The sequence below is a fragment of the Nocardia shimofusensis NBRC 100134 genome, from assembly GCF_001613125.1.
GTDB classification, from domain to species: Bacteria; Actinomycetota; Actinomycetes; order Mycobacteriales; family Mycobacteriaceae; genus Nocardia; species Nocardia shimofusensis.
Map to the genome: position 1 here is coordinate 207,271 of NZ_BDBT01000002.1, position 21,113 is coordinate 228,383.

Here is a 21,113-nt window from a genome sequence, read left to right on the forward strand (position 1 = left end):
TCGTGACGCGCGATGGGTGAGCCGACCGGGATTGCGTCGCGGCCCCTACCCAGCCGGCTCGCGTCACCGCCGGTCGACTGCCGCGTCGCGTTTGCGGCGCAGCAGCGCGCGTTCACCCTCGTTGGCCGCCAATGTGATCGCGTTGTCGTATTCGGCACGAGCCTCCCCGAGACGGCCGAGCTGGGCGAGCAGTTCGGCCCTGGCGGCGGGCAGGTAGTGATAGCGAGCGAGTTTCCCCTGCTCGACCAGATCGTCCACGATCCGCAACGCGGCGGCCGGGCCGTTGGCCTTGGACACCGCCACGGCTCGGTTGAGTTCGACTACCGGGGATGGCGCGAGCCGGCCCAGCGCCTCGTAGAGCACCGCGATGCGTTCCCAGTCGGTGTCCTCGACGGAGGCGGCCAGCGCGTGCGTCTCGGCGATGGCGGCCTGCAGTCCGTAGGCGCCGCGGCCACGGCCGAGTGCGTCGGCGCGGGCCAAGGCCGCTCTACCGCGCAGGATGCGGCCGCGATCCCAGCGCGATCGGTCCTGGCCGGCGAGCAGGACCGGCTGTCCGTCGGCGTCGAGGCGGGCCGGGAAACGCGCGGCGGTCAATTCCATCAGCGCGACCAGGCCGTGCACCTCCGGTTCGCCGGGCACTGTGCTCGCCAGGACGCGCCCCAGGCGCAGAGCCTCCCTGGCGAGGTCGGGGCGCATCCAATCCGGGCCCGCGCCGGCGGCATGTCCCTCGTTGAACACCAGGTACAGCACGCCGAGCACGCCGGCCAGCCGGTCGCCGAACTCCGCGCGGGCGGGCACCGCGAACGGCACTTTCGCCGCCGCCAGGGTCTTCTTCGCGCGCACGATGCGCTGCTGCACGGTGGCGGTCGGCTGCAGGAAGGCGCGGGCGATCTCCTCGCTGGTCAATCCGCCGACCACGCGCAATGTCAACGCCACCTGCGCCTCTCGGGCGAGCACCGGGTGGCAGGAGATGAACAACAGGCGGAGCATGTCGTCGTCGATGTGGTCGGGGTCGAAGGGTAGCGCCGTGCCCGCGCCGACCGCTTCGGCTTCCTCGGCGGCCACCTCCCGCGCGAGCGCGGCCAGACGGTCGTCGTAGCGTTGCTGTCGGCGCCAGCCGTCGATCGCCTTGCGTTTGGCGACCGTGGTCAGCCATGCCCCGGGGTTGGCGGGCACGCCGGTTTCCGGCCATTGCGCCAGCGCGTCGGCCAGCGCTTCCTGGGCCAGGTCCTCCGCGAGCGAGAAGTCGCCGACGACGCGGGTCAAGGCGGCGACGATGCGCGCCGCCTCGATCCGCCACACCGCAGCGACCGAGCGCCGCGCGGACTCGATGCCGTCCGCGCGGCCGAATTCGTTCATCGGGTCATCCGTTTCGAACTCGAGCCTCGCGGCTCAGCCCTGGCGCGACTCCAGTTCCTCGCGCCAGCCCGCTTCCTTCTGCATCCACTCGTTGTCCTGCGGGAAGTCCTCGGCTTCGGTGACCCGCCGCAGTTCGATCTTGGAGCCCGGCCCCAGCGGCACCCGCTTGGCCCATTCGATCGCTTCCTCGGTGCTCGCGACGTCGATGAGCCAGAAACCGCCGAACAGTTCCTTGGTCTCGCCGTAGGGGCCGTCGGTGACCAGCGGCGGCGTCGAGGAGAAATCGACGACGAACCCTTCCTCGGGGCCGCGCAGACCCTCGCCGCCGAGCAGGACGCCCGCCTTCATGAGGGACTCGTTGAAGCGGCCCATGTCCTCGATGATCTTCTCGAACGGGATCTCCTTGGACGCCTCGATCGCCTCGTCGGTGGCGCGCATGATCAGCATGTACTTCATCGGTCTGCTCCTTCGGTCCGGGGGCCGTGATTCGACCCTCTCATCATGGCGTCGAACCACACGGGCCGAGATCGACACATCCGGCGAAAATATTTTCGAGGCCGACGGCGGCCCCGGACGGGTCAGTCCACGAACGCCCGCTCGATGATCGCCTCGGTACTCACCCCGACCGGGAGCGTGCCGAAGGCGATGCCCCAGTCGTCACCGAGCCGGGTGGCGCAGAAGGCGTCGGCGATGGCGGGGTGGCCGTGCCGGACCAACTGCGCGCCTTGCAGAACCAGCGCCATGAGCTCGACCACCCGCCGGGCGCGGTACTCGATGTCGGACAGGTCGGACAGTTCCTTGCCGACGCGGTCGATGGCGTCGTCCAGGCGCGGGTTCGCGCCGCGCGACTTGTTCACCTCGTCGACGTAGGCCTGCACGGTCTCGGGCTGACGGCCCATCGCGCGCAAGGCGTCCAACGCCGCCACATTGCCCGAGCCCTCCCAGATCGACATGAGCGGCGACTCGCGGTAGAGCCGGGGCATACCGGATTCCTCGGCATACCCGTTGCCGCCCAGGCATTCCAGGGCCTCGGCGGTGTGCATGGGGGCGCGCTTGCACACCCAGTACTTGGTGATCGCGAGGGCGATGCGGCGCAGGGCGGCTTCAGCGGGGTCGCTGCCCGCGCGGTCGGTGGCGCCCGCCAGCCGCATCATCACCGTGGTGGCGGCGTCGGACTCGATGACCAGGTCGGCGAGCACATTGCGCATAGCGGGCTGGTCGATCAGTCTGGCGCCGAAGGCTTCCCGGTGGCGGGCATGATGGACGGCGAGCACGGTGGCCGCGCGCATGTTCGTGGCCGAGCCGATCACGCAGTCCAAACGGGTCATGTTGACCATCTCGATGATGGTCTTGACGCCCTGTCCCTCGCCGCCGACCAGCCAACCGGTGGCGTTCTCGTACTCGATCTCCGAGGACGCGTTGGACTTGTTGCCCAGCTTGTCCTTGAGCCGCTGGATGCGGATCGGGTTGCGGGAGCCGTCGGGCAGCACCCTGGGCAGCAGGAAGCAGGACAGGCCGCCGGGGGCCTGGGCCAGGGTGAGGAACATGTCCGACATCGGCGCGGAGGTGAACCACTTGTGGCCGATGATGCGGTAGCTGCCGTCCGGTTGCGGGGTGGCGGTGGTGGTGTTGGCCCGGACGTCGGAGCCGCCCTGCTTCTCGGTCATGGACATGCCCGCGATGAGCCCGGACTTGGTCGACGGCTCGCGCAGGCCGAAATCGTAGCTGCGGGAGCCGAGCAGCGGCTCGTAGGCGGCGGCGAGTTCGGCGTTGTGGCGCAGGGCGGGGACCACGGCGTAGGTCATGGAGATCGGGCACATGTGTCCGGCGTCGGCGAAGCCCCAGGTGGAGAACTTGGCGGCGCGGGCGACGTGGACGCCGGGGCGGTCGTCGAGCCAGGGCGCGCCGTGCAGGCCGTGCTCGACGGCGACGGTCATGAGTTCGTGCCAGTACGGGTGGAATTCGACTTCGTCGACGCGGTGGCCGTAGCGGTCGTGGGTGCGCAGGACGGGCGGGCACTCGTTGGCGAGCCTGCCCCATTCCTGGGCGCGCGAGCTGCCCGCGAGCACGCCGAGTTCGCGCACTTCGGCTTCTGCCCAGCCCGCGCCCTCGCGGTGCAGGCCTTCCAGGAGCGCCGGATTGCGCGAGAAGTCGAAGGGGGTGATGTCAGGGGCCTGGTTGAAGACCTCATGAGTGGGCATCGGGCGCTCCCGGTATAGGTGTGGTGGTGGCCTCGCCGATGCGGGCGCCGAGCGCTCGCAGGGCGAAGGCGACGAGGTCGGGGACAACGGTGGCGTTGTGCGGATTGGTGGCCAGCGGCCCGACGAGTACCTCGCCGATCGCGCCGACCAGGGCCGCGCCGGTCGTGTAGGGATTCTGGGCGGGCAGTTCGCCGGTCGCCACGCCCTCGGCGACGGCCGCGACGAAGGTGTCGGTGAAGGCGCGGCGGAAGCGCAGGCGTTCGATGTCGACGACGGCGTCCACCGGTTCGACCAGCAGCACGTAGGCGAGTTTCGGGTTGCGTAGCGCGCGGCCGGCGAAGGTCTGCACGGCGGCGACCACCCGCTCGGTGGCGCTGCCCGACGACGACCCGGCCGCCGCGACGGCGTCGACCTCCCGGCCGACCACCGCGCGGAACACGGCGGTCACCAGTTCGGCCTTGCTCTCGAAGTGCTTGTAGACGGTGCCGGTGGCCACGCCCGCGGTCGCCGCGACCGAGGCCATCGACAGCCCGGCGAAGCCCTGCTGGGACAACACCGTCGTCGCGGCCTGCACGATCAGTCGCGCCTGCGCGTCCAGCCTGGCCTGCATGGCGGGGCTTCGGCGATACACCATGCAAAAAGTGAACCACGTATTCACTTCTTTGCACAAGGGTCGCCCACCAGCGCTTACGGGTCTATGTTCGAGCAATGAGTCTCAGCGCCTCGGAGGCCACCGGCCCCGCCGTGCGGGTCGAACGCGACGGTCCGGTCACGACAGTGATCCTGCATCGTCCCCAGGCCCGAAATGCCGTCGATGGACCGACCGCCGCGGCCCTGGCCGACGCCTTCCGCGAGTTCGACGCCGACCCGGACGCCTCGGTCGCGGTGTTCTGGGGAGACGGCGGAACCTTCTGCGCGGGAGCAGATCTCAAGGGACTGGGCACCGAGCGGAGCAATCGCGTGGAGCCCGACGGCGACGGGCCGATGGGGCCGAGCCGGATGGTGCTGAGCAAGCCGGTGATCGCGGCGATCAGCGGGTACGCCGTCGCGGGCGGACTGGAGCTGGCGCTGTGGTGCGATCTGCGTGTCGCCGAGGAGGACGCCACGCTCGGTGTCTTCTGCCGGCGCTGGGGTGTGCCGCTCATCGACGGCGGCACGGTGCGCCTGCCCCGGTTGATCGGGGCGGGGCGGGCGATGGATCTGGTGCTCACCGGGCGTCCGGTGGACGCGCAGGAGGCGCTGCGGATCGGGCTGGTGGATCGTGTGGTGCCCGCCGGGCAGGCGCGGGCCGCCGCCGAGGAACTCGCGGCCCAACTCGCCGGGCTCCCCCAGGCGTGCCTGCGCTCGGACCGCATGTCGCTGCTCGAGCAGGAGGGCATGGACGAGCCGACCGCGCTGGCCAACGAGTTCCGGCACGGATTCGCCTCGCTGAGCGCCGGAGCGCTCGACGGGGCGCAACGGTTCGCGGCAGGCGCGGGTAGGCACGGCGCGGCCGAGTGAGCGTGACGGGTGGGGTGCGGACGCCTCGGCTCGGCGTCGTCGACGAGATCTTCCTGCGCGGGCACAAGGGGCTCGGCACTCCGAATGTCCTGCAAGGTCTCTGGCGCACCGCCGATCGCGTCGAGCCGGATCTGCTGCGCAGGCTGCACGCGGTCCTGCGCACCGGCGATCTGGGCAGGCGGGTGGTCCGCTCGCGCGTCCCCGGAGCCCGGCCCGCGTGGCGTCCGAACCAGCGCGCCCATCCGCTCGTGCTGGCGAGCGCACCGCTGACCGTCGCACAGGCGCTGACCTGGGCCGATGGTCAGGGCGCCGACCTCGATCCCGAGTTCGGGCCCGGCTGGCGGTTGTCGGCCACGCCACTGGACGACGGGGGCACCATCATCGCCCTGACCTGTTCGCACGTCATCGCCGACGCTCGCGGACTTGTCCTCGCGGCGAGCCGTGCGCTGGCTCGGCTCGAGGCGGATGGTACGAACGCCCCCGGTGACAGTCCTTCGACTCCAGCCCGTGCCGAGTCGGAATGGCGGGACGCGGTGCGGCAGTGGTCGATCGTGGTCGGCGGGACGCTGCGCGCGGTGCGCGGTCTGGGCGCTCATCCGGTGCGAGCGGTTCGTGACGCGGCACCGGATCGCGATGGGCACGCGCGTGCGGCAGGCGCCGACGATCCGCTGCCGGTGCACAGCGTGGCAGCCCAGTGCGAGGCGGCTATCTGGGACCGGGTCGCGGCCGAGCACGACGGCACCGCCAACAGCCTGTTCATCCAGCTGGTCGCCGAGACACTGCGGACAGCCGGCGCCGCGCACGGCTTCACATGGGCCGGGATCGAGGCAAGTCTGCCGGTGGACACCCGTGACGAACCACGGGTGTCCAACGACATCGCGGTGACCTCGGTGGTCGTCGATCCCCTCGATACTCCGGCCACTCTGCGGGCGAAGGCACGCGCCGCCTACGAACACCGGATGTCCGGTCCGGCCGGCGTGCCGGAGGAGATCCTCCAAGTCGTCGGAGACCGGCTCGCGCATCGGATGGCCGCGGGCGCGGGTGAACGCGACATCCTGTGCTCGAACATCGGCGACCTGCCCGAGCAGCTGAGCAGCTTCGGCCCGCATCGATGCCTCGGCGTGGCGGCCAGGGCGATCCACCCCGGGCTGACCGTCGGCACCCGGCCGAGGACCCGGCTCTCGGGCTACCTCTGCCGCATCGGCGCGGACTACACGCTGTGCCTGGTGGCCCTCGACCCGCCCGGCATCGACTCACCGGATGCGCTGGCCGAGGCGGCCGCCCGGGTCGCCTCCACACTCGGGCTCTCGCTGTCGTTCTGGTGAGACGGCGCCGCGGTCGCGTAGATCACGCATCGGAGATCGGCCGGATCGGCGCCGCCTGCGGCACACTCCGCCCGCAGCGGCGACTACGTGGGCGGCGGGCGTGCGCGAACGCGGCGGGCGAGCGGGGTGTCAGACGAGCTCGCCCTGAGTCACGCGGGTGAGGACCGAATCGGGCACCGCCACAGCGGGTTCCAGGTCGGCGGAGTCGACGGGTGGGTCGAAGACCTGGCGCATCGGCAGCACGCCCGCCCAGACGCCGCCCGCCGCGATGTCCTCGGGATCGTCGCGGGGGTCGCCGGTGCGCACCTTGACCGAGGCCTCGGTGAGATCGACCGCCAGGACCAGGGTCGCCGCCATCTCCTTGCGGTTCGGCGGGCGCACCCGCTCCCACGCGCCGGGGGCCGCGTGTTCGACGATGATGCGCAGGGCCTCCATCCGCTCGCCGGAATCGGTGATCTCCACCGCGCGACCGCGGATGACGGCCGAGCGGTAGTTCATCGAGAAGTGCATGGCCGAACGGGCGTAGACGACGCCGTCGACATGGGTGACGGCCACCGAGATCTCCGCGCCGAGCGCGGCGCGCATATTGCCCGCGCCGGTCGAGCCGTGCAGGTAGAGGAATCGGCCGTCGTGACCGTAGGCGGTGGGCAGCACGACGGGGCTGCCGTCGAGCTGCACGCCGAGGTGGCAGACGAGCCCGGCGGCGAGCACCGCGTCGAGCTCGGCGCGATCCGTGCGGGCCCGGTCCCTCTCTCGAGTCGGCGTGCTGCGCGGGGTCGGGGACAGCGGCGGTCGGGTGGGAGCGGTGAGATCTGCTGGCATGGATTCAGCATGCGGTCCAGCAGTGGCATGATCGAAGGTCCAATTCTATAAGGATTCGACAGTCCACTTCGGGAGAGATCGTGCTCGACGAATTGCCGGTCGTCCTCGACCGCACCGCCGCGGAGCCGCTCGCGGTGCAGGTGGCCGAGGCTCTGCGCAACGCCGCCGCCGGCGGGGTGCTGCGCGGCGGCGACCGGCTGCCCTCCACCAGGGCGCTGGCCGAACGGCTCGGGGTGAGCCGCAGCGTGATCGCGGCCGCGTACGACCAATTGCACGCCGAGGGCTGGATCGCGGGCAGGCGCGGCTCGGGCACCTACCTGACGGCGGCCCCCGCCACCGCACCCGAACACCATCCCGCCGGGACCGGCGACGGCGCGCATTCGGCACTACACGATCTCGGCCCCGGAGCGCCGTGCGTGGAGGCCATCGACCGGGCGGCGTGGCGACGAGCATGGCGCGCGGCGGCGGACCGTCCACCGATCGTGCGCAAGGATCGCGGCGGGGACCCCACGTATGTGGCGGCGGTCGCCGAGCATCTGCTGCGCCATCGCGGCCTGCGTGCGGGTGGCGACACGATCGTCCTGGCGACCTCGGGAACCAGCGCCGCGGTCGGTGAACTCGCGGCCGCACTGCTGCACCCCGGTGACGCGGTGGCCGTCGAGAACCCCGGCTACCAGCGGGCGGTGGGCGCGTTCCTGGCCGCGGGAATCCTGGTGCGGCCGGTGCCGGTGGACGCCGCCGGGCTGCGGGTGGATCTGATCCCACCGGACGTGCGCGCGGTGTATTGCACACCGGCGCACCAGTTTCCGCTGGGCGCTCGCATGCCCGCCACACGCCGGGTGCAACTGATCGAACACGCCAGGCGACACGGCCTGCTCGTCATCGAGGACGACTACGACGGCGAGCTGCGCTACGACACCGCACCGCTGCCGCTGCTGGCCGCGCTCGCCCCCGACGTGGTGGTGCACCTGGGCACGACGAGCAAGATCCTGTCCCCCGCGCTGGGCGTCGGCTGGCTGGTCGCGACGCCGGAGATCACGGACGCGGTGCTCGCCCACCGCGAGTACACCGGTACGGCACCGGCCCCGGCCGGGCAAATGGTGCTCGCCGAGCTCGCCAGGCACGGCGACCTGGCCCGGCACCTGCGCCGCTTGCGCCGCATCGTGGCGCCCCGGCGCGAACTCATGGTCACCGCGCTGCGCGAGCGCGGGCTCGAAGTGCTCGGCGACGACGCGGGCTCCCACGTCGTGGTCCCGCTGCCCGGCGAGGCAGCCGAGCGGGCGGCGGTGCGACTGGGCCGAGCCGCCGGCCTCGACCTCGACTCGCTGGGCCGCCACCACCTCGCCACCACCGCGCTCGGCGGGCCCGTGCGGCACCATGAGCACGTCCGACAGCGCGATCGGCACCGGCGGGCTGATCCGCGTCCGGAGGCTGATCCGCACCGCGAGCGCCGCGACCGTGGACTCGATTCGCTCCGCAACCGCCATCCTCGCGGTGAACCGCACATCGAGCCCTTCCAGCATCCCGAGCCCTTCCCGCATCCCGAGACTGCCCCGCGCAGCTACGGCATCCCGCTCGGCTATACCGCGCCAGGCCTGCCACAGCTGCGAATCGCGGCGAAGCTGGCAGCGGACTGCCTCGCACGCGCCCGCGACGAACACCCGCTGCCACCCGGCCGGGTCCGTAGCATGGGGGCATGAGCGATCAGGATCTCCTGGCACGCATCAAGAAGCTCGTCGACGACGAACACCGGCTGCGCGCGAAAGCGGTTGCGGGTGAGGTCGATCCGGTCGACGAGCGCAAACGCCTGGCCGAGATCGAGGTGATGCTCGATCAGTGCTGGGATCTGCTGCGTCAGCGGCGGGCCAGGCAGGATTCGGGCGGGTCGCCGGAGGAGGCGCAGCTCAACTCCCCACGCCAGGTCGAGGGCTACCTGCAGTAGCGGGAATGGCACCGCGTGCCGAGGCGCCGGGCACGCGCTCGAAGCCGCCTCCGTGACCCTCGCGCCGGACCGGCGCCGCTGGTTACGATCGTTCGATGGTGGCAACGATCGACATCACGACCGACGACGGTGTAGTCCGGGGTCGACGGGGCAAGCGGGTGCTGCGCTGGCGCGGCCTTCCCTACGCCGCGCCCCCGATCGGTGAGCTGCGATTCCGCGCGCCGCAGCCGGTGCAGCCGTGGTCGGGTGTGCGCGACGCGACCGAGTTCGCCGCGGCCTCCTTCCAGCATCGCGGCGGCGCCAGGATCGGCGCGCGGGTCTACCAGCCGACCAGCGAGGACTCGCTGACACTGAATGTCACCGTCCCCGTCACACCGTCGATCACCCCGCGCCCGGTGATGGTGTTCATCCACGGCGGCGGTTACGTGATGGGCACCTCGGCGCTGAACCTGTACTCGGGGGCGCGGCTGGCGCAGCGCGGCGCGGTCGTGGTCACGCTGAACTACCGCCTCGGCGCGTTCGGTTACGTCGATTTCAGTCAGTTCGCCACCCCCTCCCGGCCGTTCGACCACAACCTCGGCCTGCGCGACCAGGTCGCCGCGCTGGAGTGGGTGCAGCGCAATATCGCCGCGTTCGGCGGCGACCCGGGCAATGTCACCATCTTCGGTGAATCCGCGGGCGCGCACGCCGTGCTGTCGCTGATGGCGGTCCCGGCCGCGCACGGACTGTTCCACCGCGCGATCGCCCAGAGCCCACCCGCCGACTGGGGTCTGTCGGCCGAGGATGCCGCCGAGTTCGCCCGCTTGCTGGTCGGCAAGCTCGGCGTCGATCCCGCCGACGCCGCGAAGGCACTGCAGGAGCTGCCCGCCAACGACATCCGGAAGGCGGCCGACCGCACGATTGCCGCCACCGGGCGTCTGCGCCCCGGTTTCTTCCCGATCTGCCCGGTCGCCGACGGCGAGTATCTGCCGCAGGCCCCGGTCGACGCGATCCGCGACGGCAACGCGGCCGACGTGCCGTTGATCATCGGCACCTGCCGCGACGAAGGCGAATTGTTCGCCCGGTTCGCCGACTACCTGCCCACGAATCCCGAACGGCTGCGAATCCTGCTGAGCGCCGCCGGTCCGGAGGTCGAGAAGCGCGTGCGCGCGGCCTACCCGCGGTACCCGGAGACGCGGACAGCGGTGCGGATGGGCGGCGACTATGTCTTCTGGCGTCCGTCCGTGGCGGTGATGGAGGGCCACAGCAGGCACGCCCCCACCTATGCCTACCGCTTCGACTACGCCCCGCGCGCGCTGAAGCTGGCGGGCATCGGAGCCACCCACGCCACCGACCTGTTCCCGGTCTTCGGCGTGGGCGACGGCCCGATCGGGCGGGCGCTGACGGCGGCGGGCGGCGCGCGCAGCATGCAGGTCGTGACCAGACAGTTCCAGGACAACTGGCTGGCGTTCGCGCGCACCGGTGCGCCGCTGCCGTCGTGGCCGGCCTACACCGAGACCGACCGGCTCACCCTCATCATCGACGACCCGGTCCGCGTACTGCCGGACCCGGACCGGCAGCGACGGCTGGCGTGGGCCGGCGTGCGGGCGCCGAGCCTGACCTGAGCGTGTCCTGCGGGGGCGGCGTGGGCGGCCTCCGCCTCAGTGCGCGAGGGCCCCTGTATGCCAGGGAGCACCAGGGGTCGGCGTGTGACCAGGCTGCCGCAGAGACGTGGGTGCTCCCCGCAGGCGCTGTCACGGCCGGGCACCACCTACCTGGACGACCGCCTCTCACTTGAGCAGCCGCGACATCCTGCGGTCGGCGAGCACCTTTCCGCCGGTCTGGCAGGTGGCGCAGTACTGGAAGGACCGTTCGGCGTAGGAGACCTCTCGCACGGTGTCCCCGCAGACCGGGCACGGTTGCCCCGTCCTGGCGTGCACCCGCAGCCCGGAGCGTTTCTCGCCCTTGAGCCGGGCGGCGTCCTGCCCCACAGACCGGGCGACCGCGTCGGTGAGCACCGTGCGCATCGCCGCGTACAACTCGGCGACCTTCTGCGCGGGCAGCGTCTTGGTGTTCGCGAAGGGCGAGAGCATGGCGGTGTGCAGGATCTCGTCGGAGTAGGCGTTGCCGATGCCCGCGAGCAGGGTCTGGTCCACCAGCACCGTCTTCACCCGGCCCGAGGCCCCGCGCAGGATCTCGTCGAACTGCGGCTCGCTCACCGCCAGCGCGTCCGGCCCGAGCCGCGCGATGCCGGGCACCTGCGCCGGATCGTCGACGACGTAGACCGCGAGCCGTTTCTTCGTCCCGGCCTCGGTGAGGTCGATCGCCGGGGTCGCGCCCTCGGGGGTGAAGAAGTGCACGCGCAGCGCCAGCGGGCTCTTACCGCCGGGCCTGGGCGGATTCGGGCTGGGTTCGTCGACCCAGCGCAGCCAGCCCGCTCGCGACAGATGGGTGATCAGCCAGCGCCCCGAGCAGTCCAGGCCCAGGAATTTGCCCCAGCGCGCCGCACCGGTCACATCGCGACCGGACAGCGACGTCACCGGCGGGTCGAAAGTCTTGACCGCGCTCAGCGCGGCGACATCGACCCGGCCGACCACCGCGCCGACCGCGTGTTCCCGCAGGAACTGCGCCAGCGCCTCCACTTCCGGCAGTTCGGGCACGGAGTACCTCCGCTGGTTCGGTTCAGCTGGTTCGGTTCAGCTGGTTTCGGGTTCACGCCCGAGGCTACCCGGCGGCCCCGACACTTCCCGGCGCGCGACGCAGCAGGTAGATGTCCATGATCCAGCCTTTTTCGGCGCGCAGCCGGGAGCGCACCTCGACGATGCGCTCGCGCACGTCGCGCAGTTGCCCGGCGATCAGGGTCTCGTCGGGCATGCCCAGATAGGCGCCCCACCAGATGTGCACGTCGCCGGGGACCTCGGTGAAGGCGCAGTCGCCGTCGAGCATGACCAGCGTCGAGCCCGGTCCCAGCCCCTCGTCGCGCACCCTGCGCCCGGTGGTGATGTGCACGGGTTCGCCGATCTCGTGCAGCACGATGCGATGGCGCGCGGCCAAGGCCTGGGCGCTCGTCACGCCGGGGATCACCTCGTAGTCGAAGTCGAGCGTGCCGCGGCGCAGCACCCGCTCGATCATCCGCAGGGTGCTGTCGTAGAGCGAGGGATCGCCCCAGACCAGGATGCCGCCGACCCCGTCGACCTCGGCGAAGGACTGTTCCAGCAGTTCCGCGCGGCGCTCGTGCCAGTCTTCGACCACGCCCCGGTAGGCGGGGGCGCTGCCGGGGGTGCGCTCGCGCGGCGGGTCGGCGATCTCCACGATCCGGGGTGCGGAGTCCAGGTGGGCGCGCAGGATCTCGGTGCGCACCTCGACCAGCTCGCGTTTGGCCTCGCCTTTGCCGATCACGAAGAACACCTCGACCTGCCGGATGGCCTCGACGGCCTGCATCGTCACCTGCCGCGGGTCGCCCGCGCCGATACCGATCACGTAGAGCTTGCGCATCCGCCGAGCATGCCAGGATCGCCGGTGCATGCCCGGCCCGGCCCGATCGGGCCTGCCGGCCTCGAGCCCGACCGTCCGTCACCGTGAGGAGCCCGACTAAGCTTTCCGGCGTGGAGACGGACACGGAAGTTCCACCGGATCGCCAGTACGAGGACCTCCTGCGGCTCGTGCTCGAGACCGGCACACCGAAGGGCGACCGCACCGGCACCGGCACCCGCAGCGTGTTCGGCCATCAGCTGCGCTATGACCTGTCGGCCGGCTTTCCGCTGGTCACCACCAAGAAGGTGCACCTGAAGTCGATCGTCTACGAGTTGCTGTGGTTCCTGCGCGGCGACTCCAACGTGAGCTGGCTGCGCGAGCACGGGGTGACGATCTGGGACGAATGGGCCGCGCCCGACGGTGAGCTCGGCCCGGTCTACGGCGTGCAGTGGCGGTCCTGGCCGACCCCCGACGGCAATCACATCGACCAGATCTCCCAGGTGCTGCACACCTTGCGCACCGATCCCGACTCCCGGCGCATGATCGTCTCGGCCTGGAATGTCGCCGAACTGGACAAGATGGCGCTGGCGCCCTGCCATGCGCTGTTCCAGTTCCACGTCGCCGACGGCAAGCTGTCCTGCCAGCTCTACCAGCGCAGCGCCGACCTGTTCCTCGGCGTGCCGTTCAACATCGCCGGCTACGCGCTGCTCACCCACCTGGTCGCTCAGCAGGTCGAGCTCGAGCCCGGCGAGTTCATCTGGACCGGCGGCGACTGTCATATCTACGACAACCACATCGACCAGGTCACCGAGCAGATCTCCCGCGAGCCCTATCCGTTCCCGCGGCTGGAGCTGCGCCCGGCGCCCTCGCTGTTCGACTACGCCTACGAGGACATCTCCGTGACCGGCTACCGGCATCACCCGCCGATCAAGGCTCCGGTGGCGGTGTGAGCACCATCGTGTCCACCCGCACCATCGGCCTGATCTGGGCGCAGAGCCCCGAGGGCGTCGTCGGGTTCGAGAACACCATCCCCTGGCGCGTGCCCGAGGACATGGCCAACTTCCGCACCGTCACCTGGGGGCACCCGGTGATCATGGGCCGCAAGACCTGGGATTCGCTGCCGCCGAAGTTCCGCCCGCTGGCCGGACGCCGCAATATCGTGCTCACCCGGCAGCCGAACTGGTCCGCCCCGGGCGCCGAGCGCGCGAGCTCGCTGACCGAGGCGCTGGCGATGACCGAACCGGAATCGGTGTGGGTGGCCGGTGGTGCGGAAATCTATGCCACGGCAATGGATTTCGCGACCGAACTGCTGGTCACCGAGGTGCAGGTCAGTGTGCAGGGCGACGCGCACGCACCGGACATCGGCCCGGAATGGCGGCTGCTGGAATCCGAGCCCGAGCGCGTCTCCGCCACCGGCCTGCGCTTTCGTATCGATCGTTACGTGCGTCGAACCCGCACCTGAGCGGGGCCGACGCACGAGCGACCGCGGGCGGGTCGGCAAAGCGGACACGCCCGCCCGAGCGGTCCGGCATACTCCAAGGACACCGGCGGCGAGCGCCCCGTCGTCGGCCGATCTCGACGCGAACGCATCTCGCGAAAGGCATTCCCATGGACAAGAAGTCGCTGACCGCCCTGGCTCGCCAGCAGCTCAAGCTGGCCGCCACCGCGTCGAGCGGACGCAGTTCGCAGACCGTCTACGGCGGGCACACCCACTCGCTGCGCCAGACTGTGGTCGCCCTCACAGCGGGGCAGAGCCTGGCCGAGCACGACAACGGCGGCGACGCCACCATCCACGTCCTGACCGGCACGTTGACGCTGATCAGCGGCGTCGACGAATGGAAAGGCTCGGCGGGTGACCTGATCGTGGTGCCCAAGGCCAGGCACAGCGTGAAGGCCGACGACGACGTCGCGTTCCTGCTGACGGTGGCGATCTAGCCCTAGGCTGTCGGGCATGGGTGAGCCGCAGCCGATCCTCGAACCGCTCACGCCCGCCGCCATCTTCCTCGTCGCCACCATCGACGAAGGCGGCGAGGCGACCGCGCGCGACCTGCTCGAGGATCTGCCGGGCCTACGCCGCTCGGTCGGGTTCCGGTTGCCCGGGGCGAATCTCAGCTGTGTCGCCTCGATCGGCTCGCGGGCCTGGGACCGGCTGTTCGCCGGTCCCCGCCCGGCCGAGTTGCACGTGCTGCGCGAATTCGCCGGCAAGGTCCATCGCGCGCCCTCCACCCCGGGTGATCTGCTCTTCCACATCCGCGCCGAGGTCCAGGACGCCTGCTTCGAGCTGGCGATGACCATCGCCGACCGGCTGGCGGGCGCGGCGACCATCGTCGACGAGACCGTCGGCTTCCGGTACTTCGAACAGCGCGACCTGCTCGGCTTCGTCGACGGCACCGAGAACCCCGAAGGGCGCGAAGCCGTCGAGCACACGCTGATCACCGAAGCCGACGATCCCGATTTCGCCGGCGGCAGCTATGTGATCGTGCAGAAATACCTGCACCCGATGCGCGAGTGGCGGGCGCTGTCCGTCGAAGAGCAGGAACGGGTCATCGGGCGCACCAAGCTCGATGATTTCGAACTGCCCGACGAGGTGAAACCGGCCGATTCGCACGTGGCGGTGAACACCGTGGTCGACGAGAACGGCGCCGAACGCAAGATCACCCGCGCCAACATGCCCTTCGGCAGCGTGCGCGAGGGCGAGTTCGGCACCTACTACATCGCCTACGCCGCCACCCCGACGGTCACCGAGACCATGCTGTCGCGCATGTTCGAGGGCACCGAGGACGCCCCCTACGACCGCATCCTCGATTTCTCCACCGCGATCACCGGCACCCTGTTCTTCACCCCGCCGCTGGACTTCTTCGACAACCTGCCCGACCCGCCCGGCGCCGCCGCGACCGAGCCGGCCGATACGCAGGCGCGACCGCTCGGCGCCAACTCCGACGGCTCACTCGGTATCGGCACACTGCAAAGGAGCACCCCGTGAACAACCTGCATCGCGAACTCGCGCCGATCACCGGCGCGGCGTGGGCGGCCGTCGAGGAAGAGGCGACCCGCACCTTCAAGCGCCACATCGCCGGCCGCCGCGTGGTCGACGTGTCCGGTCCGCACGGCGTGGACTACTCCGCGGTCGGCCTGGGCCGCACCACCTCCATCGATGCGCCCGACGAAGGCGTGCAGGCCCGTCAGCGCCTGGTCGCCCCGCTGGTCGAACTGCGGGTGCCGTTCACGCTCTCGCGCGAGGAACTCGACAATGTCGAGCGCGGCGCCGAAGACGCCGACCTGGACCCGGTGAAGGAGGCGGCCCGCCGCATCGCCTTCGCCGAGGACCGCGCGATCTTCGAGGGCTACGCCGCCGCGGGCATCACCGGCATCCGGGCCGCCGCCTCCAACGCACCCCTCACCCTGCCCACCGAGTCACGCATGGTTCCCGAGGCCATCGCCCAGGCACTGACCGAACTGCGCCTGGCAGGCGTCGACGGCCCGTACTCGGTGCTGCTCAGCGCGGAGCTCTACACCGAGGTCAGCGAGACCTCCGACCACGGCTACCCCATCCGCGTCCACATCGAGCGCATGTTCCCCGACGGCGAGATCATCTGGGCCCCCGCCATCGAGGGCGCCTTCGTCGTCACCACCCGCGGCGGCGACTTCGAACTCACCCTCGGCCAGGATCTGTCCATCGGCTACCTCTCCCACGACGCCGACACCGTCGAGCTCTACTTCCAGCAGACCCTGCAGTTCCGCGTCTACACCGCCGAAGCCGCCGTCGCCCTGCGCCGCTGAGCGCGACGGCAGGTCAGTACGCCCACGGGTCGACGATCTCGATACCGGTGCCCGCGAAGTCCCGGACGTTGCGAGTGGCCAACACCGCTCCCCGGCTCACGCAGATCGCCGCGATTTGGGCATCGGCCATCGAGATGGGCTGTCCCACACACTCTCTCGCTATCACGAGATCGGCGTATCTACTCGCTGCAGCGGTGTCGAACCTCTCGATTCGACCCTGCAGATCTTCGTAGAGCACGGCGTCGATGCCCGCGACCAGCCCTGCCTTACGGCGCCCATCGGGTAGCCGACGAACGCCATACCAGAGCTCGGCGGCCGTGACGGCGGTAGTTGCGATCCCTACGGCAGGCTGTGCATCCAGCCAGTCGATCACCCGCTGCTCAGGCGCCTGCTTCACGACCTCGGAGAGCACGTTCGTATCGAGGATGATCACTCGAACTCCGCAGGGCGCGGTGCCTGATCACGTGCGGGCAGATCGAGCTCCGCGCCACCCAGCTGGGCAAACCGCGCGCGAATGCGGCTACCCAGCCGGGCAGGAGGCGAGGACTCGAGCTGATCGGCCAGAATCGCCCGCACCTCGGCTTCCATCGAACGCCCGTGCCGAGCCGCCTGCAACCGCAGCCGCAGATGCAGCTCGTCATCGAATCCGCGGATGGTCAATGTGGCCATGGATACCCCCATTGCTGTCGGTGACAGCAATGCTAGCATATGACTCGATTCCGGTGCGCGGTAGCGTGGCGCTCGGAGAACGCGGGAGGCTGATTCGGATGGCGATGGTTCGGGCCGGTGTGGTGCCGGGACGGCGCACGGCGATCTACGGCGGGATCGCGTTCGCGCTGGTGGTCGGGGTGACGCTGGCGGTGGTGGCCGGGTTCGGGTGGGGCCGGGTGTTCACCGGCTTGTCGGCCGGGCTCGTCGCGGGGGTGGCGGCGCTGGTGGCGTTGTACAAGCGCGACGCGGTGGTGCTGACCGAGGACGCCATCGAGTTGCGCACGCCTTTGACGCATGAGGTTGTGCCGTGGGATCGGGTGGTCGGTGCCAGGTTCGCACTCGACGAGCAGGCCCGGTGGTCGCTGGCGCTGGATCTCACCGGTGGCGACGAGGAGCACGGGGAGCTGGTGCTGTTGTCGATTCCGCCGGTTCGGCAGCCGGTCTCGGGCGCCTACGACCTGCGCAAGCGTGAGCAGGTGAACGAGATCCGAGAATTCTTGCGGCGCAAACGGATTGCGGTGACGGTGTTGCCGGAGATCGCGGGGGCCCTGAGCGAACACTGGAAGATCGCGCCGCCGACACGCTGAGACGGTGCGGCGGGCGCGCGGGCACCGGCCACCGCGCGCGGCGTTCCGCGTGACGGGCCGGTGCCGACTCGTATACGTTGGTTCGCGTGTCGATGATGAAGGGCGCCAATGTGGCGGTGCCGATGTCCGCGGTCCGCATCGAGCTGGGGTGGCAATCGGGTCCGGGTGTGCCGGACGCCGACGCGTCCGCGTTGTTGCTGGTGAGCGGTAAGGTCCGCTCCGACAACGACTTCGTGTTCTACAACCAGCCCACGCATCCCTCCGGGGCGGTGAAGCACGAGGGCAAGCAGCAGGGGCCGACGGTCCTGGACGTGCTCTCGGTGCAGTTGTCCACCGTCGAACCGCAGGTCGAGACGATCGTGATCGCGGCGTCCACCGACGGCGGCACCTTCGGTCAGTTCCAGGGGCTCTACGTGCGCGTGCTCGACGCGGCGAGCGGCGCCGAGGTGGCCCGCTTCGACAGCACCGGCGCGACCAGCGAGACGGCGTTCGTGCTCGGTGAGCTCTACCGCCGCCAGGGCGCCTGGAAGTTCCGCGCCGTGGGCCAGGGCTACGACTCCGGATTGGCCGGCCTGGCCACCGATTTCGGCATCTCGGTCGACGAGCCCGCTCCGGCCGCCGCCCCGCAACAGCAGCAGCAGTTCACCCCACCGCCTCCGCCGCCCCCGCCGACGCAGCAATTCGCACCGCCGCAACAGCAGCAGTTCGCGCCCCCACCGCCGAACCAGCAGTTCGCACCGCCGCCGCCCCCGCAGCAGTACGCGCCGCCGCCGAACCAGCAGTTCGCGCCCCCACCGCCGAACCAGCAGTTCGCACCGCCGCCGCCCCCGCAACAGTTCGCGCCGCCGCCTCCGCCGCAGCAGCAGTTCGCGCCGCCGCCCCCCACCGGCGGTGGCGCGCCGGTGAACCTGAGCAAGATCTCGCTGACCAAGGAATCGCCCTCGGTCTCGCTCACCAAGCAGGGCGCCACCGGCGGCACCATGCGGATCAACCTGAACTGGACCTCCCAGCACCAGCCGCAGCGCGGCGGCCTGTTCGGCCGCAGGCGCGGCGGCGGTGGTCTTGACCTGGACCTGAGCTGCTTCTTCGAGCTCGCCGACGGCCGGATCGGCTCGGTGCGCGCGCTGGACCGCTCCTTCGGCGCCCTGGACCGGCCGCCGTTCATCCGGCTCGACCAGGACGACCGCACCGGTTCCAGCACGACCGGCGAAAACCTCGACATCAATCTGGATTTCGCCGGCCAGCTGCGCCGCATCCTGGTATTCACCTCGATCTACGAGGGCGCCAACGATTTCCGCGGCGTGCACGCCACCGCCACCCTGTACCCGCTGAACTGCCCGCCGATCGAGATGACCCTCGACGGCTGCATGGACGACTCCCGCGACGCCGTGCTCGCCCACATCGAGAACATCAACGGCGAACTCGTGGTCCGCCGCGAGGGCACCTTCATCCGCCCGCCCGCCGGACGACCGGGCGGGGGCATCATCGAGATCGCCCAGCGCTACCACTGGGACTTCGGTTTCAAGGCCGGTCGCGGCAAGGACTGACCGGCATTCCACGCCGAAACGGCCGCGTCGAGACCCTCGGCGCGGCCGTTCTCGTGCGCCGACCCGCAGCATGAAAGCACGCCCGCCGATCGGTCGGTCGGCCTGTTCAGTCCGGACGCAGCCCGCGCAGCACGATCGCCAAGCCGCCGCGGAACTCTTCCTCGGCCGACACCGTCGTCGCCGATCGGGCGGTCGCGACCAGGTGCGGGAATTCGTCGGCGGACAACGCGGCGAGAGCAGCTGTGCCCTGCCCGCCCAGCGCGGCGTAGTGGGCGTTCTGCAAGAAGCCGAACAGGAAGCCGACGACAGTGCGCTGGGCGATCACTCGATCGGCGCCGTCGAAACCGGCGTCCGTGAGCACGCCCAGCATGGCCTCCATCCAACGCAACCCGCTGCGCGCGGACTGCCGGTGCGCTAGCAGCAGCGGCACGGTCTGCGGATGCGTGCCGACCGCCGCGCACACGCGCTCGGCCAGCGTCTCGATGCGCTGCATCCACGGCAGGCCGGCGGGCAACGCCACGTCGACCACATCGAAAACGCTTTCCACCACGAGCACTTCGAGTCCCTCGCGATCGGGGACGTAGCGGTAGAGCGCCATCGTCGCCATGCCCAGTTCTTTGGCGACGGCGCGCATGGTGAGCGCGGACAGGCCGTCGCGGTCGATCACCGCGAGCGCCGCGGCAGCGAGATCGCCGCTGGTCAGGGAACGAGGGCGGGGCACGAATTGACAGCGTACAAGATACGCGCATACTTGTTAGGCGTACTGCGTACACTAACGAAGGAGTCCGCCATGTCCCTGATTTCGACAGTGCCGCCACGGACGCTGACCAGCATCACCGGCGTCGACGTGCCCGTCCCGGACTCCGGCCGGCTCGTTCACCTCCAGTTCCGCCGCTTCGCGGGCTGCCCGGTCTGCACCCTGCATCTACGCTCGATCGTCGCCCGCAAAGACGAGATCGAGGCCGCCGGCATCCACGAGGTGATCGTTTTCCATTCCAGCGCCGCCGCATTGCTCGAGTACGAAGCCGACCTGCCACTGGATGTGATCGCCGACCCGCAGCGAGTCCTCTACCGCGAATTCGGCGTGGAGACCGCGGCACGCGCCGTTCTCGATCCGCGTGCCTGGCCGGGCATCGTCCGCGGGGTCGCCCACGCCGCTGTCGCCATGGCGCGCAGGCGTCGCCCGGCCCCTCCACTGCGCCCCGACGGCGGCAGCCTCGGACTGCCCGCCGATTTCCTCATCGCACCGGACGGACGCGTACTCGCGGCCAAGCACGGCGCCCACGCCGACGATCAGTGGTCGGTCGACGAGTTGCTGTCGCTCGCGCCCGTCGGCCACTCGGCCCGATGATCGGACCAGGCCCGGTGCGGGCGAGCGCACTGCTGTCCAGCGGACTGCTGGCGGGGGCCTTCTTCTACGGCGCTGTCAACGTCGTCTACGCCTTCCGGCGCGTCGATCCGCAGACCCGGTTCACCTTCCACTCCGCCTTGATGGAGGTCAACGGTGTTGTCATGCAGGCCCTGATGGGAGTCACCTTCTTCAGCTGCGTACTCCTCGCCGTGCGCGAGCGCGGCAACAGCCGCCGGATCGCGGTCACCGCGGCGGTTCTCGCACTCGCCGTGTTCACCATCACCCGGCTCGGCAACGTCCCCATCAACCAGCAGATCGAGCAGTGGGCGGTGGCGACCCCGCCGGAGAACTATCGCACCCTCCTGGCGCGCTGGGAAGCGTTCCACTTCACCAGAACCGCTTGCGCTGTAGCCGCATTCGTCCTGCTCACCTGGGGCACGTTGCTCACCGGGAGCGACCGCGCACCGAAAGAAGAGCGCCCATGACGACTGCCGCGCTACCTGGTGCGCATCACGGCGCCCGCTACACGGAGCAA

General features: G+C 70.6%; 24 protein-coding genes. 14 read left to right on the plus strand and 10 right to left on the minus strand.

The features are described from left to right. Positions 1 to 63 precede the first annotated feature (63 nt). The 4 genes from NS3_RS03235 to NS3_RS03250 form a co-directional block, all read right to left on the minus strand. A complete protein-coding gene (locus NS3_RS03235) occupies positions 64 to 1,359 on the minus strand; it encodes an RNA polymerase sigma factor (protein ID WP_067853231.1) in 1,296 nt (431 codons plus the stop codon). Positions 1,360 to 1,392: 33 nt separating this feature from the next. Then, positions 1,393 to 1,815, minus strand: coding sequence for a YciI family protein (locus NS3_RS03240; protein WP_067853234.1), 423 nt, complete (start codon positions 1,813 to 1,815; stop codon positions 1,393 to 1,395). 122 nt (positions 1,816 to 1,937) lie between these two features. Then, a complete protein-coding gene (locus NS3_RS03245) occupies positions 1,938 to 3,560 on the minus strand; it encodes an acyl-CoA dehydrogenase family protein (RefSeq protein ID WP_067853237.1) in 1,623 nt (540 codons plus the stop codon). Further along, on the minus strand, positions 3,547 to 4,194 hold the full coding sequence (locus NS3_RS03250) for a TetR/AcrR family transcriptional regulator (RefSeq protein ID WP_067853240.1): 648 nt from the start codon (positions 4,192 to 4,194) through the stop codon (positions 3,547 to 3,549). The genes NS3_RS03245 and NS3_RS03250 overlap by 14 nt, the downstream gene beginning before the upstream one ends. Before the next feature lie 74 nt (positions 4,195 to 4,268). Between NS3_RS03250 and NS3_RS03255 the strand changes: the two genes are divergently transcribed. Both NS3_RS03255 and NS3_RS03260 read left to right on the plus strand, forming a co-directional pair. Next, positions 4,269 to 5,060: a crotonase/enoyl-CoA hydratase family protein gene (locus tag NS3_RS03255; protein ID WP_067853243.1), complete on the plus strand. Its 792-nt coding sequence runs from the start codon at positions 4,269 to 4,271 to the stop codon at positions 5,058 to 5,060. Next, the gene (locus NS3_RS03260; RefSeq protein WP_245649447.1) at positions 5,057 to 6,385 is read left to right on the plus strand and encodes a hypothetical protein; all 1,329 of its coding nucleotides are present in this window, start codon (positions 5,057 to 5,059) and stop codon (positions 6,383 to 6,385) included. The genes NS3_RS03255 and NS3_RS03260 overlap by 4 nt, the downstream gene beginning before the upstream one ends. 129 nt (positions 6,386 to 6,514) lie before the next feature. On the opposite strand, the gene NS3_RS03265 is transcribed toward NS3_RS03260, so the two are convergent. After that, a complete protein-coding gene (locus NS3_RS03265; protein WP_067853249.1) occupies positions 6,515 to 7,207 on the minus strand; it encodes a pyridoxamine 5'-phosphate oxidase family protein in 693 nt (230 codons plus the stop codon). Between the two features lie 80 nt (positions 7,208 to 7,287). On the opposite strand from NS3_RS03265, the gene NS3_RS03270 reads away from it, so the two are divergent. The 3 genes from NS3_RS03270 (at position 7,288) to NS3_RS03280 (ending at position 10,753) form a co-directional block, all read left to right on the plus strand. Next, positions 7,288 to 8,907, plus strand: coding sequence for an aminotransferase-like domain-containing protein (locus NS3_RS03270; RefSeq protein WP_067853251.1), 1,620 nt, complete (start codon positions 7,288 to 7,290; stop codon positions 8,905 to 8,907). Then, positions 8,904 to 9,149: a DUF2630 family protein gene (locus NS3_RS03275; protein ID WP_067853254.1), complete on the plus strand. Its 246-nt coding sequence runs from the start codon at positions 8,904 to 8,906 to the stop codon at positions 9,147 to 9,149. The genes NS3_RS03270 and NS3_RS03275 overlap by 4 nt, the downstream gene beginning before the upstream one ends. A 95-nt stretch (positions 9,150 to 9,244) precedes the next feature. After that, a complete protein-coding gene (locus NS3_RS03280) occupies positions 9,245 to 10,753 on the plus strand; it encodes a carboxylesterase/lipase family protein (RefSeq protein ID WP_067853257.1) in 1,509 nt (502 codons plus the stop codon). Between the two features lie 165 nt (positions 10,754 to 10,918). Here the strand turns inward: NS3_RS03280 and NS3_RS03285 are convergent, their stop codons facing one another. Both NS3_RS03285 and cobF read right to left on the minus strand, forming a co-directional pair. Beyond that, a complete protein-coding gene (locus tag NS3_RS03285) occupies positions 10,919 to 11,788 on the minus strand; it encodes an Fpg/Nei family DNA glycosylase (protein WP_067853260.1) in 870 nt (289 codons plus the stop codon). A gap of 64 nt (positions 11,789 to 11,852) precedes the next feature. Then, a complete protein-coding gene (gene cobF, locus NS3_RS03290) occupies positions 11,853 to 12,623 on the minus strand; it encodes a precorrin-6A synthase (deacetylating) (RefSeq protein WP_067853263.1) in 771 nt (256 codons plus the stop codon). Positions 12,624 to 12,733: 110 nt separating this feature from the next. Here cobF and NS3_RS03295 point away from each other — a divergent pair, with 110 nt between their 5' ends. The 5 genes from NS3_RS03295 (at position 12,734) to NS3_RS03315 (ending at position 16,382) form a co-directional block, all read left to right on the plus strand. Next, positions 12,734 to 13,552: a thymidylate synthase gene (locus NS3_RS03295; RefSeq protein ID WP_067853264.1), complete on the plus strand. Its 819-nt coding sequence runs from the start codon at positions 12,734 to 12,736 to the stop codon at positions 13,550 to 13,552. Between the two features lie 8 nt (positions 13,553 to 13,560). Then, entirely contained in the window at positions 13,561 to 14,064 is a 504-nt protein-coding gene (locus tag NS3_RS03300) for a dihydrofolate reductase (protein WP_067853589.1), read from the plus strand. A gap of 146 nt (positions 14,065 to 14,210) precedes the next feature. Beyond that, positions 14,211 to 14,537 (plus strand): cupin domain-containing protein, encoded by a 327-nt coding sequence (locus NS3_RS03305; RefSeq protein WP_067853267.1) that lies wholly within the window; start codon positions 14,211 to 14,213, stop codon positions 14,535 to 14,537. Positions 14,538 to 14,553: 16 nt separating this feature from the next. Continuing rightward, the gene (locus NS3_RS03310) at positions 14,554 to 15,585 is read left to right on the plus strand and encodes a Dyp-type peroxidase (RefSeq protein ID WP_067853271.1); all 1,032 of its coding nucleotides are present in this window, start codon (positions 14,554 to 14,556) and stop codon (positions 15,583 to 15,585) included. Then, on the plus strand, positions 15,582 to 16,382 hold the full coding sequence (locus NS3_RS03315) for a family 1 encapsulin nanocompartment shell protein (RefSeq protein WP_067853274.1): 801 nt from the start codon (positions 15,582 to 15,584) through the stop codon (positions 16,380 to 16,382). The genes NS3_RS03310 and NS3_RS03315 overlap by 4 nt, the downstream gene beginning before the upstream one ends. Before the next feature lie 13 nt (positions 16,383 to 16,395). Here NS3_RS03315 and NS3_RS03320 read toward each other — a convergent pair whose 3' ends face one another. Together NS3_RS03320 and NS3_RS03325 are read right to left on the minus strand one after the other, a co-directional pair. Beyond that, entirely contained in the window at positions 16,396 to 16,815 is a 420-nt protein-coding gene (locus NS3_RS03320) for a type II toxin-antitoxin system VapC family toxin (RefSeq protein WP_067853277.1), read from the minus strand. Next, on the minus strand, positions 16,812 to 17,051 hold the full coding sequence (locus tag NS3_RS03325; protein WP_067853279.1) for a FitA-like ribbon-helix-helix domain-containing protein: 240 nt from the start codon (positions 17,049 to 17,051) through the stop codon (positions 16,812 to 16,814). The genes NS3_RS03320 and NS3_RS03325 overlap by 4 nt, the downstream gene beginning before the upstream one ends. 98 nt (positions 17,052 to 17,149) lie before the next feature. On the opposite strand from NS3_RS03325, the gene NS3_RS03330 reads away from it, so the two are divergent. Both NS3_RS03330 and NS3_RS03335 read left to right on the plus strand, forming a co-directional pair. Continuing rightward, entirely contained in the window at positions 17,150 to 17,680 is a 531-nt protein-coding gene (locus NS3_RS03330) for a PH domain-containing protein (RefSeq protein WP_067853282.1), read from the plus strand. A 92-nt stretch (positions 17,681 to 17,772) separates the two neighbouring features. Next, the gene (locus tag NS3_RS03335; protein ID WP_169811586.1) at positions 17,773 to 19,227 is read left to right on the plus strand and encodes a TerD family protein; all 1,455 of its coding nucleotides are present in this window, start codon (positions 17,773 to 17,775) and stop codon (positions 19,225 to 19,227) included. Positions 19,228 to 19,333: 106 nt separating this feature from the next. Here NS3_RS03335 and NS3_RS03340 read toward each other — a convergent pair whose 3' ends face one another. Continuing rightward, positions 19,334 to 19,948 carry a TetR/AcrR family transcriptional regulator gene (locus tag NS3_RS03340; protein ID WP_067853290.1) on the minus strand — a complete coding sequence of 205 codons (615 nt, stop codon included), beginning with the start codon at positions 19,946 to 19,948 and terminating at the stop codon, positions 19,334 to 19,336. A gap of 69 nt (positions 19,949 to 20,017) precedes the next feature. On the opposite strand from NS3_RS03340, the gene NS3_RS03345 reads away from it, so the two are divergent. Together NS3_RS03345 and NS3_RS03350 are read left to right on the plus strand one after the other, a co-directional pair. Next, positions 20,018 to 20,578 (plus strand): peroxiredoxin-like family protein, encoded by a 561-nt coding sequence (locus tag NS3_RS03345; RefSeq protein WP_067853293.1) that lies wholly within the window; start codon positions 20,018 to 20,020, stop codon positions 20,576 to 20,578. Next, complete coding sequence (locus NS3_RS03350) at positions 20,575 to 21,063, plus strand: anthrone oxygenase family protein (RefSeq protein WP_067853295.1); 489 nt, start codon at positions 20,575 to 20,577, stop codon at positions 21,061 to 21,063. The genes NS3_RS03345 and NS3_RS03350 overlap by 4 nt, the downstream gene beginning before the upstream one ends. Positions 21,064 to 21,113: the final 50 nt, after the last annotated feature.